11 protein-coding genes are annotated in these 15,736 nt (G+C 62.4%); all 11 read right to left on the reverse strand.

Translation table 11 applies throughout. The features are described from left to right. Window position 1: 1 nt before the first annotated feature. Complete coding sequence (locus M5G17_RS06115) at window positions 2-4,669, reverse strand: dermonecrotic toxin domain-containing protein (RefSeq protein WP_273892097.1); 4,668 nt, start codon at window positions 4,667-4,669, stop codon at window positions 2-4. Between the two features lie 98 nt (window positions 4,670-4,767). Next, window positions 4,768-5,847: a polyamine ABC transporter substrate-binding protein gene (locus M5G17_RS06120; protein WP_273892098.1), complete on the reverse strand. Its 1,080-nt coding sequence runs from the start codon at window positions 5,845-5,847 to the stop codon at window positions 4,768-4,770. Between the two features lie 55 nt (window positions 5,848-5,902). Continuing rightward, window positions 5,903-6,244, reverse strand: a complete 342-nt coding sequence (locus M5G17_RS06125; protein WP_273892099.1) for a cupin domain-containing protein — start codon at window positions 6,242-6,244, stop codon at window positions 5,903-5,905. A gap of 32 nt (window positions 6,245-6,276) precedes the next feature. Then, window positions 6,277-7,683, reverse strand: a complete 1,407-nt coding sequence (locus tag M5G17_RS06130) for an NAD(P)/FAD-dependent oxidoreductase (RefSeq protein ID WP_273892100.1) — start codon at window positions 7,681-7,683, stop codon at window positions 6,277-6,279. Window positions 7,684-7,743: 60 nt separating this feature from the next. Then, window positions 7,744-8,553, reverse strand: a complete 810-nt coding sequence (locus M5G17_RS06135; protein ID WP_273892181.1) for an AraC family transcriptional regulator — start codon at window positions 8,551-8,553, stop codon at window positions 7,744-7,746. 86 nt (window positions 8,554-8,639) lie between these two features. Then, window positions 8,640-9,608, reverse strand: a complete 969-nt coding sequence (locus tag M5G17_RS06140) for a peptide ABC transporter ATP-binding protein (RefSeq protein WP_273892101.1) — start codon at window positions 9,606-9,608, stop codon at window positions 8,640-8,642. Then, a complete protein-coding gene (locus tag M5G17_RS06145; protein ID WP_273892102.1) occupies window positions 9,608-10,576 on the reverse strand; it encodes an ABC transporter ATP-binding protein in 969 nt (322 codons plus the stop codon). Before M5G17_RS06145 ends, M5G17_RS06140 begins: the two co-directional genes overlap by 1 nt. A 10-nt stretch (window positions 10,577-10,586) precedes the next feature. Beyond that, window positions 10,587-11,516, reverse strand: a complete 930-nt coding sequence (locus M5G17_RS06150) for an ABC transporter permease subunit (protein WP_273892104.1) — start codon at window positions 11,514-11,516, stop codon at window positions 10,587-10,589. Window positions 11,517-11,526: 10 nt separating this feature from the next. Next, window positions 11,527-12,537 carry an ABC transporter permease subunit gene (locus tag M5G17_RS06155; protein WP_130263240.1) on the reverse strand — a complete coding sequence of 337 codons (1,011 nt, stop codon included), beginning with the start codon at window positions 12,535-12,537 and terminating at the stop codon, window positions 11,527-11,529. A gap of 74 nt (window positions 12,538-12,611) precedes the next feature. Beyond that, on the reverse strand, window positions 12,612-14,207 hold the full coding sequence (locus tag M5G17_RS06160; RefSeq protein WP_273892105.1) for an ABC transporter substrate-binding protein: 1,596 nt from the start codon (window positions 14,205-14,207) through the stop codon (window positions 12,612-12,614). A gap of 73 nt (window positions 14,208-14,280) precedes the next feature. Further along, window positions 14,281-15,660: an OprD family porin gene (locus M5G17_RS06165; RefSeq protein ID WP_273892106.1), complete on the reverse strand. Its 1,380-nt coding sequence runs from the start codon at window positions 15,658-15,660 to the stop codon at window positions 14,281-14,283. Between the last annotated feature and the right edge of the window lie 76 nt (window positions 15,661-15,736).

The following is a 15,736-nucleotide window of genomic DNA, read 5'->3' on the forward strand; positions in this document are numbered from 1 at the left end:
CTCAGGTGTGCAGCGTTCTGCTCAATTGATAGATCAGCAGGACCAGCGAGTCGGCATTGGCCAGCATGATCCGCACGCGTTTTTTTACATCGCTGTAGAACGCCATGCGTGCATCATTCAGATCCCGTGCGCCTGTGATTTCGAGGATCAGGCGTAGGCCGCTACGGTCACTGGCCTGCAGGTCGCGCAGATGCCCGGCCGGGGTCTGCACGATGAACAGCTGGTTGGCCGGGGTGCGCACCGAGAAAGCATCCTGATGCAGCTCTTCGACCCTTGTCCGCTCCTCGCCCAGGACCAGCCAGTCAGAGTAAGGGGTGGTGCCATCCAGGTAGCGGATATCCCGAGTTGCACAGGCTAGGTGAGAAAACTCGTGGAGCATTGTCATGGCCCGGGTCATGTCCGCAGCTTCCTCGGGACGATAGATCAGTTGCAATGGCAGATAGCTGCTGGGGCTGAAGTTGAAGAAGTCGTCCAGCAGAAACACTTGCCCGGAGTAGTCGAACGGCAGGACAAAAGCCAGAGTGCCGGCAGGCGCGCTAGCATCGGAGCCGAGGACGTAACGTTGCGAGCGCAAGGGGGAGTACTGCGTAGCCAGCATCTTGGCGAGCAGCTTTTGCACGTTGCTACGCACAAGTTCCAGAATGTCATCGGTCACCTGGGGCAGTTCGAAGAACGCTTTCAGGATCTGTGCGGTCTCGGGCGATAGCTGTGCGGCCGAAGCCCTGTCCAGGTTGCTGTGGCAGGTCACCAGGTGGTGCACGGCAATGCGATGGGCGTCGCGTATCTTGCGGGCGTGGCCGGGGAACAGGCGTTGGATCCGGCGCATGCCGACGGCCAGGATCACCGTGTCAGTACGAGAGGCGCGCCAACGGCTGAATCGACTGCTGAGGTGGCTCAGGGCCCCGCCGTACTCCAGCGGCAAGGGCTGGGCCGGGTCGATGAGCCAGCGTCTGTTGGTGCCTAGCAGCAGCCTTGGGCCGGGCTCGCCATCGCGTGTTTGCAGGTACCAGTGGCTGGCCGACTCGCGTGCGTGATAAATCCGGCTGTTGAGGTCGATAAAGCAGTCATCGCCTGTGAGCGAGCGATAGACCTGGGTCGAAGGGTCCAGTTGCAGTGGTGCCAGCTCCTGTCCCGGGGCTTCATAGTGCAGCAGTGTGGTGTCGTACTGCGCAAGCTTGCGTACGTTGTTCCAGAATTGTGCCTTGGGCTCCCCTGAGCTGCTGTTCCCGTCGAGCAGCAGAGCCTGGACCAGGCCCAAACCCAGCTGGGCCAGTGCCTCACTCCAATGGCGTCTGCCGATACTGTCCAGCGCCTGCACGGCGGCCAGTTCCAGTTGCCAGACTGCCAGCAGGGAACCGAGCCTGCCCGGAAGGAACAGGCTGACGGTTTGCCAGAGCTCGCCAAGCAGCTGGGTGAATGCTTGCCAGCGAGCGCTGTCAGCAGTGATTAGTTGGGCCTTGGCCATGGCCTGCAACTGCTGTGCATTGTCCAGGAACAACCAGTGCAGGATGTTGCCCTGGATCGGTTGCCGGACCAGCTGCGGTGGCGCTGGTCTGGGCCAGGGCAGGTCGAAGTCGGACTCGATGATGACCGGCAGGTGCGGCTCGCTGAAACCGCCATGGGCATAGCGCTTGCGTGTGTCCGGCGGCAGGCGTGACAGCAGCAATTGTTGCAGCGAGTAATCGGTTTTGAGCTGTTGCAGCAGGTCCTGCTCATGGCGGAACTGGCGCAGCGGGGCGCTCGCTTCATAGGGGCAGTAGAGTAGCAGCGGGCCTTGGCTTGTGGGGCCGATCAGGCACAGGCCAGGCACCGGGTCGGGGGTCAGTTCCGCGCATTGCAACACCAGCGGCATCAACTCGACCTTGCCACCGTCGACAGTGGCCCGGCTGCTGCTTTGCGGCATTAGCATCAGTTGCTCAATGCACGCCAGGCCGCGGTCATCCAGCGCTCCCTGCAGCCGTGCGCGCCAGGCAGTTTCCAGCAATTGGCCAGGCAACTGCTGGCAGAACAGCTGCAAGCGTTGCGTATAAAGCGCGTCGCTCGGATCGAAGGTTGAGCGCAGCAGCAACTGGTAGCGCCCACCGATATCCAGTTGCCGGACCAGGTTGCGCAGGTAGTGGGCGTTCAGGGTATTGGGCAACTGCACGCCAGTCGCCAGCTCGATATGCAGGATGGGGTTTTGCCAGTCATGGAAGTGGTTCTGGACGTAGCTCACCAGGGACTGGCGATTGCGTTCATAGGCAGCGGGAAACGCCGAGGGAATCTGGCCGATGGCTACGGGGGCGGCGATCCAGCGGTTGCTGGTCACTTGGATATCCTCAGCGCGCAGGCCGGCAGGGCCAAAATCCAGGTCCAGTTGCGTTTGCAAATGGTCACGGCTGTATTGCTCGAGTGTCGGTACCTCGAACAGATAGTCGCGTGCGCCGCTGCCACTGGCCAGGCTGCCGAGCAGCGCTTGCAGGTAATGTCGGCGCTGTGTTGAAGAGGCCTTGCCCAGCCAGTCGGGCAACTGGCTGCTTTGCTGCAGATCCAGGGCCAGGTCGCTCAGACGCTGCAGGGCCTGCAGGCCCCTGTCGAGGCTGCCGTAACCCTGGGCCAGGCGCTTCAGTTCGTTGGCTGGCAGGCCTGCAGCCACACCCTGTTCAAAGCCTGCGAGCAGGTCACTGTAGCGTTGCACCGTGGTGGCCGGCCCTGGGAAGGCAGACCTCAGCCAGGTCGGCGGCGGCCGTTGGGCCGTACCTGGCAGGCGCCGTTCCAGTGCCATGCACAGGCTCAATAGACGGCGCTGGTAGGCTTGGGTGTACTGGGCATCGCGGGCAACGATTTTCTCCAGCCGTAAAGGCAATGCCTGGGCGACCTTGAGCAGGCCCTGATCCACCACGACCCAAGGCAGGCGTGTGGCCAGCTCATCTGCGTCAGCCGATTCGGTGACCAGTTGATAGTGTTGCGTAACCGGCGCAGCCGCCTGCTGCGCCGCGACATAACGCCAGGCCAGGGCGTGCAGCGGCTGCGTGGCGTGGGCGGGAGTAGGACGCACGGTGATGGCGGTGAGTGGCAGTTGCGTTGCCAATAGGCCACCCAGGTGCAGTTGAAGCAGTGCCTGGGTGATGGCGCGCAATCCCGGGCGCTGGGTTTGCATATGGCCATAGTCGTCCAGCAACTGTTGCAGCAGCTTGGTATCGCTGCCGGTCGATACTGGGCTGGCCAGGCTGGCGGTGACCTGCTGCAGGACGCTCAACGAGGGACGTGTGGGGCTCAGAGGGGCGAGCTCGTCCAGTTGCGGGTCGAGCATGCTGCCCAGTTCACGTGCCTGCTTGAAGCAGGCGTGCAGGTCGATGCTGTTGGGCTGAGCCAGGCTGGCGGCCAGGCGCTGGCGTTGTCCGTCGAGCAGGTTGTCGACAAAAGGCTGCAAGCCCGACGCTGCCAGGGCCATCAGTTTGCTCTCGCCAAGCACCAGTGTGCTTAAGCGCAGGTGTTGCCCGGGTGCTGCGCAATCGAGCCAGCGTGTGCGGGAAAGGGGAGCGTCGATACTCGCCAGCAATGCCTTGGCGCTGGGGAAGCGTTCTAGCCCATAGCGGGCACTGTAGGTGAAGCAAGGTTCGTCGTGGGGGTTGCTGGAGGCGATGACCAGCAACGCATCGAGGAAGATTGCAGGCTGATCTGCAGCCATCAACGCCACTGTGCAGGTGCGCAGCAAGGGTGTGTCGCCCGGATTCAGCCAGCTCGCCAGGTTTCGGTAATCCAGGCTGCCGAGTGCACCTTGTCGGTGGGCCTGCTCCACGACGTGCTGCAGGCGACAACGCAGCAGTGACGCCAGTTGCTCGCGGCGGCTGGGTTTGCCTGCCGGGGCATTCGACCAGTATTGCTCAAGGATACGTTGGCACTGCTTGGCCAGGATCTCGCGCGCGCGTTGCAGAGCCGTGTCAGGCGTTGTCTGGTCGCTGCTGGGGTGACCGTTGATGAACCATTGCCCGCTGAACCTGGCCTGCGGTTCACGCAGCAGGTCCAGCAGCAGGTCGTCCAGGGGTGCGGGTGTGGTGGCGGCACTGGCATATGGGGCCAGGTAGCCGAACGAGGCCGGTCCTTGCGCGGCGCCCTTGAGGGCGCGATTGAGGGTGTTGCTGATGGCCTGTTCGGCCTCGGGCTGGTTGCTCAACAGCTGGTGCATCTGCCACAGCGCACGGTTCAGGTTGCTGTTGAGCGTGAGCATCAGGTGATCAAACAGCGGCAGGTCCAGCAGGTTGACCTGCATTTGGACGAACTGGCGGGTGGCCAACCACTCTTGTTGCTCCGGGGTGGCATAGCGTACATAGGCCAGTGCAGTGCTTGGCTGGCTCAGTTGCTTAAGTATTTCAGCCTCGGCCTGGTGGCGGTCGATGAAGCGCTGCAGGCCGATATCCGGGGTGTAGAGAAATACCCTGGCGGCTCTGTCGCTGATGAGTACGCTGCTGTCCAGGGGCAAGGCCTGGCTCTCGGCGCTCAGGGCGTTGAGCCCTTCAAGCCGCCAAAGGTCGGTGGGCGCAGGCGTTCCAGTGGGGGAGGCGAGCAGAGGGAGCAGCCGGTACTCCTCGTCGTCGAGCAGACCGGCTGTGTGTGCCAGATTCAGATGCTGGAGAAAACCCGCGCGCAGGACATCACGGTGAAAACAAGGAAGATCGCGCAGTGGCATCGGCAGGCCTCGTCAGTGCTCAAGGTAGGCCGGGATGCCAACTGGCCCCGGCGTCCTTCAGTCTGCCGGGGCGCTTGTGCGTTGAAACACTACATAGATCAATTGCCGGCCTTGATGCTGGTCCAGATCCGCGTGCGCAGGCGGTCGATCTTGGCGGGCATTGCCTCCAGGGCATACAGCGTGCCGAGCATCTCATCGCTCGGGTAGATCATGGTGTTGGTCTTCAGGGCCGGGTCGACCAGTGTGTCGGCCTGGAGGTTGCCATTGGCGTACTGCACGTGGTTGCTGATGTTGGCCATCACCTTGGGCTCAAGCAGGTAGTTCATGTAGGCGTAACCGGCCTTTTCATCCGGCGCATCAGCCGGCATGGCGACCATGTCAAACCACATCGGCGCGCCCTCCTTGGGGATCGAGTAGCCGACTTTCACGCCATTGTTGGCCTCTTCGGCGCGATTTCTGGCCTGTAGCACATCACCGGAAAAACCCACCACCACGCAGACATCGCCATTGGCCAGGTCACCGGTGTACTTGGAGGAGTGGAAGTAGCTGATGTACGGGCGCACCTTCATCAGCAGATCCTTGGCCTTGTCGTAGTCCTCCGGCTTTTGGCTGTGGTGCGGCAGGCCCAGGTAATGGAGGGCAATCGGCAGCAGTTCCGGGCCGTTGTCGAGCACCGCGACGCCGCAGCTTTTGAGCTTGCTGATGTACTCGGGCTTGAAGATCAGGTCCCAGGAGTCAATTGGCGCGTTGTCGCCCAGTACGGCCTTGACCTTGTTGATGTTATAGCCGATGCCAGTACTGCCCCACAGGTAGGGAAAGCCGTACTGGTTGCCCGGGTCGTTGACCTCCAGGGCCTTGAGCAGTACCGGGTTGAGGTTCTTCCAGTTGGGCAACTGGCGTTTGTCCAGTTGCTTGAGCGCCTTGCCCTGGATTTGCCGGGCCATGAAGTGGTTGGACGGGAACACCACGTCATAGCCTGAGTTGCCGGTCATCAGTTTGCCGTCGAGGGTTTCGTTGCTGTCGAACACGTCGTAGGTCGGCACGATGCCGCTGGCCTGCTGGAAGTTCTTCAAGGTGTCGGGGGCAATGTAGCTGGACCAGTTGTAGATCTTCACCGAATCGGCCGCCTGGGCGACGGAGGCGGCCAGCAATAAGGGTGCGAAGAGCAATGGGCGCATGTCTGGATTCCTTGCTTGGTCTGTTTGTTATCGAAGGAGGCAGGCGATCAAATGATCAGAAAATCAGCACGTAGGTCTTGCGCACGGTCTCTTGGATGTCCCAGATACCGGTACTGTTGGCCGGCAGCAGGATGGCGTCGCCGGCTTCGATGGTCAGCGGCTCGCCGCCATCCGGCGTAAAGGTGCAGCGGCCCTTGATGAAGTGGCAGAACTCCTGCTGGACGATCTGCCGGCGCCAGCGCCCCGGGGTACATTCCCAGATGCCGGTTTCAACGCCATCGCTGCGTTCAACGCAGGTGACCGAGGCGATCGAGACCGGCTCGCCGAGGGGGACGGCCACCGGGTTGGATTCGGCCAGGGTGACGCTGTCGGTGTTCTTGAACTGAGTAATGCTCATCGCGGTGAATCCTGTGCAGGGGGATCGAAAAGTCAGCGCATGAAACCTTCCATGAAGTCCGCTACGCCGCTGGCCAGGCGTCGGCGCCAGGGAGCGCTGGCCGGGTTGGCGAGGGTCTGGTCTTCATGGACGAAGCTTTTGATGATCGCGTTGTAGCCCAGCCAGCGGCAGGGTTCTGGCTCCCAGCCGGGCAGGCTGTACAGGGGCCGGTCATGGCTGGCCCAGGGCTGCTCGGTAAGCACGCCGCGCCGCTCCAGGATCAGCTCGGCCAGGGTTCGCCCGCCCAGGTTACTGGCGCCAACGCCTTCGCCACCGTAGCCACCGGCCAGGGCTATGCCTTGTTTGCGGTCGCAGAACATGTGCGGCTGGAAGCGCCGGGCCATGCCCAGGTTGCCACCCCAGGCGTGGGTGATGTTGACGTTCTTCAGTTGCGGGAACAGCTCGCCGAACAGGTAGCGGCGCAGTTCGATTTCACTGTCGCTGAGGTCGAAGTTTTCTCGTAGGCGCCCGGCGAAGCGATAGCCGCCACGGGCGCCGAACACCAGGCGGTTGTCCAGGGTGCGCTGGCCATAGGTGACCTGGCGACTGTTCTCACTGAAGGCCTGGCCGCGGTCGAGGCCGATCTGCTCCCAGACCTGATCGGACAGCGGCTCGGTGGCCACCAGCAGGCTTTGCACCGGCATTTGATAGCGGCCCAGTGGCGGCAGGTTGACCGAGTATCCCTCGACCGCCGGCACCAGCCACTGGCATTTGACCCGTGCCTGCGAGGTGCGTACCTCACCGGTGCGCCATTGGGTTACAGGGCTGTTCTCATAGAGTGTCACGCCCATGGCCTCTACCGTGCGGGCCAGGCCGCGCACCAGCTTGGCCGGCTGGATGGTGGCGACATTGGGGTTGAAGATTGCGCCAAAGGGGCGGCTGATACGCAACTGGGAGGCCAGCTCGCCGGGACTCAGCCAGCGATAGTCGGCCTCGTTCAGGCCTTGTTTGTAGAGTTTGTTCAGGTAATTGCGCAGGCTGGTTTCCTGCTCGGGGTAGCGCGCGGCGCAGTACAGCACGCCACCTTTGCGATAGTCGCAGTCGATGCCTTCGCGTTGCAGTACCTGGGCGACTTCATCGGGAATGCCGTGCAGCAGGTCGTAAGCCGCACGCCGTTGTTCGGCCGAGCAACCGGCGAGCAGGCGGTCTTCGCCCAGCAGATTGCCCATCAGCCAGCCGCCATTGCGTCCGGAGGCTCCAAAGCCTGCAATCTGCGCTTCGACGATGGCGATGTTCAACTGCGGTGCCAGACGCTTGAGATAGTAGGCGGTCCACAGGCCGGTATAACCGGCGCCGATGATGCAAACGTCGACGTCCAGGTCCTGTTGCAGCGCGGGGCGTGCGCTCAACGGCTCATCGAGTTGGTCCATCCACAGGCTGATACTGCGCCATGCCAGCATTGTTCGGCTCCACATCAAAACGGTCTGTGGCGATCCTAGAAGCTTGCGGGGGGCTGTGTCTTACGTGCGTGCACGCAGAGAATTCTGCTTCACATAGGCTTTGGGCGACAGGCCGGTGTGCTGGCGAAAGCACTTGTAGAATGCCGACAGCGAGTTGAAGCCGGCGGCAAACGCCAGCTCGTCGATGGGCGCGACCGTAGCGCTGGCCCCCAGGCGGGTCAGCAAGTGTTGCAGGCGCGCCTGATTGACGTAGCGGTAGAAGCTCTGGCCGAGCACCTGATTGAGCAGGTAGGAGATCTGGTTGCGGCTGTAGCCACTTTCGCGAGCCACCCGTTGCAGGTCCAGTTCCGGATCGAGGTAGGGTTGCTGGCGCTGGAAGTACTGCTCCAGGTCCTGGGCCATGAAGCTCAACTGGCGTGGTGACAGGCCCAGGCGGCTGACGGCCGGGCGCAGGTCATTGTGGCCGGTGTCCTGGCTGGGGGCACGGACCAGCGAGGCATATTCGTTGACCCGCCAGATCAGCCCGTCGCGCACGGTGATCGCTTCGCTGGACTGGAACGCCACCAGGCCCTCGCCACCGCGCAGGGTGACCTGGTACTGGATGAAGGCGGTACAGCCATCGACGCGGATGCGGTCGCTGTGGACGATGTCTTCATCGGCTTCGCGGGGCATGCTCACGCGCACGTACTCACGCAGCTCATCGAGGTGCAGGACACGGTTCTGGAAGAAATCGTTGTACTGGATATCGGGGTGATACAAGGCCATCACCCCGTCCAGGTCGCGATGCTTCCAGCACAGGTGGTACCGCAGGACGGTGGCGGCGGTTTCCGGGGTTTGTTGCGGGCCGTCGGGGATTGGCTCAGGGGTCATTGCGCGATAGTGATGGAGTGCCCGATCGCGGGTCAAGCCCGCTCCTACAGTGTGCCCTGTGGGAGCGTGCTTGACCCGCGATACAGTTACAGGAACTGCTCAGCGTAATGGCATGCCACCTGCCGCGTCCCCACCTGCCTGAACGCCGGTTCCTCAGCAGCACAACGCTCGGTCGCGTACGGGCAACGCTTGTGGAAGGCGCAGCCAGACGGCGGATTCAGCGGGTTGGGCAGCTCGCCGGAGATTTTGATCTTCGGTTTGAGCGGGTCCGGATGAATGGTCGGCGTGGCCGACAGCAACGCCTGGGTGTAAGGGTGCAGCGGCTTGTTGTAGATGTCCTCCTTGGGCCCCATTTCCGCCGGACGGCCCAGGTACATCACCAGCACCTGGTCGGCCACATGGCGCACTACCGCAAGGTTGTGGGAGATGAACACATAGGCGGTGTTGAACTCTTTCTGCAGGTCCATGAACAGGTTCAGCACCTGGGCCTGGATCGACACGTCGAGTGCGGACGTCGGCTCGTCGGCCACCAGCACTTTGGGTTGCAGCATCATTGCCCGGGCCAGAGCGATACGCTGGCGCTGACCACCGGAAAACATGTGCGGATAGCGCTGATAATGCTCAGGGCGCAGGCCGACCTGCTGCATCATCGCCTGGACCTTCGCGCGACGTTCGGCCCTGGACAGGTTGGTGTTGATCAGCAACGGCTCGCCCAGCTGGTCGCCGATCTTCTGCCGCGGGTTGAGCGAGGCATAGGGGCTCTGGAAGACCATCTGCACGTCCTTGCGCAACTGCTTGCGCTCGGCCTTGTTGGCCCCGGCGACTTCCTGGCCGGCAATTTTCAGCGAACCGGAGGAGGGCTCTTCGATCAGGGTCAGGGCGCGAGCCAGGGTCGACTTGCCACAGCCGGACTCACCGACCACGGCCAGGGTCTTGCCGGCTTCCAGTTCAAAGGACACACCGTTGAGTGCGCGTACCAGGGCATGGCCCTTGAACAGGCCACGGGAAACTTCGTAGTGACGGGTCAGTTCACGGGCGGTAAGGACGACAGTCATTACGCCACCTCCTGGTTCAGCGGGTAGAAACAACGTACCTGGCTATGGGCCTGGGGATCGAGGGTTGGCCGTTGCCGACGGCAGCTGTCCTGCACATAGGGGCAGCGCGGTGAAAGCAGGCAGCCTTCAGGGCGGTCATAGCGCCCGGGGACGATGCCCGGCAGGGTCGCCAGGCGTTCGGCGCCTTCGCTGTGCTCGGGGATCGCGGCCAGCAGTGCTTCGCTGTAGGGGTGTGCCGGTACGTTGAACAGCTCCGGCACCTGGCCGACTTCCACAGCCTGGCCTGCGTACATCACGCAGACCCGTTTGGCGGTCTCGGCGACCACGGCAAGGTCGTGGGTGATCAGGATCAAGGCCATGTTCTGCTCTTTTTGCAGGTTGAGCAGCAGCTCCATGATCTGCGCCTGAATGGTCACGTCCAGGGCCGTGGTCGGTTCGTCGGCGATCAGCAGCTTGGGCTCGCCGGCAATCGCCATGGCGATCGCCACCCGTTGGCTCATGCCGCCGGAAAGCTGGTGCGGGTAGGCGTTCAGGCGGCTTTCGGCGCCGGGGATTTCAACCTTCTTGAGCAGCTCCAGAGCGCGCTGGCGAGCGGCCTTGCCGCGCAGGCCCAGGTGTTGGCGCAGCACTTCCTCGATCTGGAAGCCCACGGTGTAGCTGGGGTTGAGCGCGGTCATCGGGTCCTGGAAGACCATCGCCATGTCCTTGCCCACCACCTTGCGCCGTTGCCGGCCGCTGAGCTTGAGCATGTTGGTACCGTCGAAGGTCAGGGCGTCGGCAGTGATACGTCCGGGGGCGTCGATCAGGCCCATCAGCGCCATCATGGTCACTGACTTGCCCGAGCCCGACTCACCGACGATAGCCAGCACTTCCCCCTCATTGACCGTCAGGTCCAGGCCGTCGACCACCGGTACCGCATCGGCGTCGCCAAAGCGCACATTCAGATTTTTTATTTGTAGAAGTGACATGGCGATCTCCTCAGGCGGCATTCTTGAGTTTCGGGTCCAGCGCATCGCGCAGTCCGTCACCCATCAGGTTGATTGCCAGCACGCTGAGCAAAATGGTCAGGCCAGGCAGGCTCACTACCCACCAGGCGCGTTCGATGTAGTCGCGGGCCGAGGCCAGCATGGTGCCCCACTCGGGCGTTGGCGGTTGCACGCCCAGGCCGAGGAAGCCCAGGGCGGCGGCGTCGAGGATCGCCGAAGAGAAGCTCAAGGTGGCCTGCACGATCAACGGCGCCATGCAGTTGGGCAGCACGGTAACGAACATCAGCCGTGGCAGGCCGGCACCGGCCAGGCGGGCGGCGGTGACATAGTCGCGGTTCAGTTCAATCATCACCGCTGCACGGGTCAGGCGCACATAGGACGGCAGCGAGACAATGGCAATGGCGATCACGGTGTTGATCAGGCCAGGGCCGAGGATGGCGACAATCGCCACTGCCAGCAGCAACGAGGGCAGGGCCAGCATCACGTCCATCAGGCGCATGATCGACGGCCCGAGGATGCGCGGGAAGAACCCGGCCAACAGGCCGAGGAAGATCCCCGGGATCAGCGAGATCACCACCGACGACAGGCCGATCAGCAGCGACAGTCGCGAGCCCTGGATCAGTCGCGAGAGCAGGTCGCGGCCCAGTTCGTCGGTACCGAGGATGAACTGCCAGTTGCCGCCTTCGAGCCACACCGGTGGGGTCAGGAGGAAGTCACGGTACTGCTCGCTGGGACTGTGCGGGGCGACCCAGGGTGCAAACAGCGCGCAAAACACGATCAGGCTCATGAACATCAGCCCGGCGACCGCGCCCTTGTTGCGCGAGAAGGCCTGCCAGAACTCCTTGTACGGCGAAGGGTAGAGCAGGCTCGTGTCGACGGCGGTGGCCGGGGTGGTGACAGATTTCGGAAGTGGGGTAGTCATGACAAAGGCCTCAGCGCTGATGACGGATGCGTGGGTTGGCCAGGCCGTAGAGGATGTCCACGACGAAGTTGACCAGGATCACCAGGCAGGCAATCAACAGGATGCCGTTCTGTACCACAGGGTAGTCACGGGCGCCGATGGCTTCGATCAGCCACTTGCCGATGCCCGGCCAGGAAAAGATGGTTTCGGTCAGCACGGCACCGGCGAGCAGGGTGCCAACTTGCAGGCCGAACACCGTCAGTACCGGAATCAGTGCGTTGCGCAGGCCGTGCACGAACACCACCCGGGCGGGCGACAGGCCTTTGGCGCGGGCGGTGCGGATGTAATCTTCGCGCAGCACTTCGAGCATCGAGGAGCGGGTCATCCGCGCGATCACTGCCAGCGGGATGGTACCCAGCACGATGGCCGGCAGAATCAGGTGCATCAGCGCGTCCTTGAAGGCCCCTTCTTCGCCGCTGAGCAGGGTGTCGATGAGCATGAAGCCGGTTTTCGGCTCGATGTCGTAAAGCAGGTCGATGCGTCCGGACACCGGGGTCCAGCCCAGGCTTACCGAGAAGAACATGATCAGGATCAGGCCCCACCAGAAGATCGGCATCGAGTAGCCGGCCAGCGAGATGCCCATGACCCCGTGGTCAAACAGCGATCCGCGCTTGAGCGCCGCGATCACCCCGGCCAGCAGGCCGATGATGCCGGCGAAGAACAAGGCCGCCAAGGCCAGCTCCAGAGTCGCCGGGAACAGGGCGAGGAACTCGGTCCAGACGCTTTCGCGGGTGCGCAGCGACTCGCCAAGGTCACCCTGGGCGAGCTTGCTGACGTAGTCCAGGTACTGTTCGGGCAGCGGCTTGTTCAGCCCCAGGCGTTCCATGGCCTGGGCGTGCATTTCCGGGTCGACCCGGCGCTCACCCATCATGACCTCCACCGGGTCGCCGGGTATCAGCCGTATGAGCGCAAACGTCAGCAACGTGATGCCGAAGAAGGTCGGGATCAGCAATCCCAGTCGCCGGGCAATAAAACTAAACATCTTCTGAAGTACCTCATCAGCCGGTCAGGCATGTCCACCGGCACCCGGGTAGGGCGCCGGCGGTCGTTCTTGTTCTACTTCACCTGGGTAGTGGCGAAGTTGTTATTGGTGAGGGGGTTGATGTGATACCCCTCAACGTTGTCGCGCATGGCGGTAAACATCTGCGGATGGGCCATGCTGATCCACGGTTGATCTTCATCGTACACCGCCAGGGCCTTTACATAGAGCGCTGCGCGCTCATTGTTGTCGGTGACCTCGCGGGCCTTGCTGATCAGCTTCTGGAAGTCTTTATTGCACCAGCGCGAGTAGTTCTCGCCACTCTTCACCGCATCGCAGCTCAGCAGCGGGCTGAGGAAGTTGTCCGGATCGCCGTTGTCGCTGGCCCAGCCGGCCGAAACCATATCGGCTTCGCCCTTTTTGGCCCGGCGCAGCATCTCGGCCCATTCCATCACCCGGATATCCACGGTCAGGCCGATCTTGGCCAGGTCCGCCTGGAGCATCTCGGCGCTCAGGCGCGGGTTGGGGTTGGTCGGGCCGCCGCCGTTGCGGGTGAACAGGGTCAGCACCGTGCCGTCCGGCACGCCGGCTTCCTTGAGCAGGGCACGAGCCTTGTCGAGATCGCGGGGCGGGTTCTTGTTCTCGGTGTTGTAGCCAATCATGCTCGGTGGGTAAGGGTTGACCGCAACCAGCGCGTTGCCCTTGCCAAACAGGCTGTCAACGTGGGTCTGGCGGTCGAAAGCGATGTTGATCGCTCTGCGCACGCGCACATCGCTCAGGTACTTGTGTTCGGTGTTGAGCGAGATGTAGCCGGTGGTCAGCGCTTCCATCTCGGCCACTTTCAATTTGGGGTCGTTCTTGATGCTGGGGATGTCATCAGGTTTGGGATACAGCGCCACCTGGCACTCGTTGGCCCTGAGCTTTTGCAGGCGCACATTGTTGTCGTTGGCGATAGCGAAAATCAGGGCATCGGCGGGTGGCTTGCCGCGGAAGTAATCCGGGTTGGGTTTGTAGCGAACCTGGGCGTCCTTGTTGTAGCGCTGGAAGATGAATGGGCCGGTGCCGATCGGTTTGCTGTTGAGGTCGGCGGTCTTGTCGGCCTTGAGCAACTGGTCGCCGTACTCGGCGGAGTAGATCGAGGTGAAGGCCATGGCCAGGTCACGCAGGAAGGGTGCTTCGGGGCGAGTCAGGGAGAAGACTACAGTGTGATCGTCGGTCTTCTCGACGCTTTTAAGCAGGTCCTTGAACCCCATGCTTTCAAAGTAAGGGAAGCCGATGCTGGTCTTTTTGTGCCACGGGTGATTCGGGTCCAGCTGTCGTCGGAAACTCCACAACACGTCGTCGGCATTCATCTCGCGCGTGGGTGTGAAGTACTCGGTGGTGTGGAACTTGACCCCTTCGCGCAGGTGGAAGGTATAGGTCAGGCCGTCGTCACTGATGTCCCAGCGTTCGGCCAGGGCCGGCTGGATATCGGTGGTACCGGGACGGAAGTCGACCAGGCGGTTGAAGATTGTCTCGGCAGAGGCGTCGGCGGTCACGGCGGTGGTGTACTGGACGATATCGAAGCCTTCCGGGCTGGCCTCGGTACACACCACCAGCGGCTTGGCCGACAGGCCTGCCGCGGTACTCAACAGGACGGCTGCCAGGGCAGCCTGTAGCGGTAGCAATTTCATGAAACCTCCTGCAATCGATTTACCAGAGTAGTCGTCCCGGTCGATTCGATGAACCGACCGGGGCCGCCGGGGTTTAAAGAATGTTGAATGGAATGGTGGTTACGACGCGAAACTCATCCAGGCTGCCGTCGCCCTGGTTCTTGCTGGCCCGGTGCGCGGTGTAGGTGGCGCGGATGGTGGTGTCCTTGAGCGTGCCACTTTGCACCGCGTAGCTGGTGCCGATGCCCCACTCATAGTGGTTCTCGTCATCCAGTTTTTTCACGTCGTAGCCGCTGCCGGTGTAGTGCGTACCGTCAATGCCCCAGCCGCGGGCGTTGTACAGGTTGAACTTGAGGCCGGGTACACCGTACTGGGCCATGTTCAGCACGTAGGCGATCTGCATCGACTTTTCGTTCGGGCCGTTGAAGTCCGAGAGCAGGGAGTTGGCCAGGAAGATCGCGTTGGTGTCGTGCAGGTAGTCGAAGTACTCGTTACCGTTGACCTGCTGGTAGGCGAAGGTCAGGTTGTGGGCCTGGTGGGTCAGGCCGAACGAGAGACTGTAGGTGTCGTTGTCGATGTCGCCGAGCTGGCTTTTGCCTTCATCCTTGGTCTTGTAGTAGTTCAGACCAGTGGTCAGGCTCAGCACCGAGCTGTCGCCCAGCTCGTGGGTGGCGCCGAAGTAGTACTGGTTCCACAGGTCTTCGACGTTGGACACGTAGAAGGCGGTTTTCAGGCTCTTCAGTGGCTGGTAGTTCACACCGGCGATGTTGACGTGGTCGGCGTCAAAGGCGCGATCACCGTACTCGGCAACAAATTTGCTGGTGCCCTGTTCGGTCCGGGTCGAGAGCCGGTCGAAGGTCCCGAAGTCAAAGGACAGGTTGTCGAATTCTTCGCTGTGAAGGCTCACCCCTTCGAAGCTCGATGGCAATGCGCGGTTGCCGATGAAGGCCAGTACCGGGGTATCCATCGACTGCCGGCCGGCGGTCAGGGTGGTATTGGACACCCGCGCCTTGACGTTGGCCAGGCCCATCTTGCTCCACTGGCCGATGACGTCGCCGTCACTGTGGGTCAGGGTCCGGTTGTTGGGGCCGGCGACAGCGGCGCGGCCACGTTCCAGGGCAATGGCGTTATAGGCCGCCACTTCGGTGCTGAAACCGACCGTGCCTTCGGTAAAGCCCGAGGTGTAGTTGAGGATGGTGCCCTGCACCCAGTTGTCGCGGCTGTGGGTGGTGCGCTGCGTACCATCGCTCTTGTAGTACTTCCACAGTGGCGCGCGGGTGGCGCGTTCACGGGCGTACCAGTTGCGTGTCGAGCCGGACAGGCTCTGGCCTTCAATGAAGCCCTTGGCCTCGTCCTGGGCACTGGTGGACTTGACGCTGACCGGAACGAAGTCCTGGCTGACGGGTTCGGCCTGGGCTACGGCTGACAGGCCACTGAGGGACAATGCCAGTACTGCGGTTTTGGTTCGTCTCAAGGTAAAGCTCCCTTTCTTTTCTTTTTGTAGTTACCGCCTGGCCTTATGAGCCGGGCGTCTTGCCGGTTGGAACAAG

Source organism: Pseudomonas rubra (genome assembly GCF_028656935.1).
Classification (GTDB): Bacteria; Pseudomonadota; Gammaproteobacteria; order Pseudomonadales; family Pseudomonadaceae; genus Aquipseudomonas; species Aquipseudomonas rubra.

Bases quoted from the DNA above. Each gene is read 5' to 3' on its own strand.
- M5G17_RS06140 (WP_273892101.1), bottom strand. From the start codon at position 9,608: ATGACTGTCGTCCTTACCGCCCGTGAACTGACCCGTCACTACGAAGTT.
- M5G17_RS06115 (WP_273892097.1), bottom strand. From the start codon at position 4,669: ATGCCACTGCGCGATCTTCCTTGTTTTCACCGTGATGTCCTGCGCGCG.
- M5G17_RS06120 (WP_273892098.1), bottom strand. From the start codon at position 5,847: ATGCGCCCATTGCTCTTCGCACCCTTATTGCTGGCCGCCTCCGTCGCC.
- M5G17_RS06125 (WP_273892099.1), bottom strand. From the start codon at position 6,244: ATGAGCATTACTCAGTTCAAGAACACCGACAGCGTCACCCTGGCCGAA.
- M5G17_RS06155 (WP_130263240.1), bottom strand. From the start codon at position 12,537: ATGTTTAGTTTTATTGCCCGGCGACTGGGATTGCTGATCCCGACCTTC.
- M5G17_RS06135 (WP_273892181.1), bottom strand. From the start codon at position 8,553: ATGACCCCTGAGCCAATCCCCGACGGCCCGCAACAAACCCCGGAAACC.
- M5G17_RS06160 (WP_273892105.1), bottom strand. From the start codon at position 14,207: ATGAAATTGCTACCGCTACAGGCTGCCCTGGCAGCCGTCCTGTTGAGT.
- M5G17_RS06150 (WP_273892104.1), bottom strand. From the start codon at position 11,516: ATGACTACCCCACTTCCGAAATCTGTCACCACCCCGGCCACCGCCGTC.
- M5G17_RS06145 (WP_273892102.1), bottom strand. From the start codon at position 10,576: ATGTCACTTCTACAAATAAAAAATCTGAATGTGCGCTTTGGCGACGCC.
- M5G17_RS06130 (WP_273892100.1), bottom strand. From the start codon at position 7,683: ATGCTGGCATGGCGCAGTATCAGCCTGTGGATGGACCAACTCGATGAG.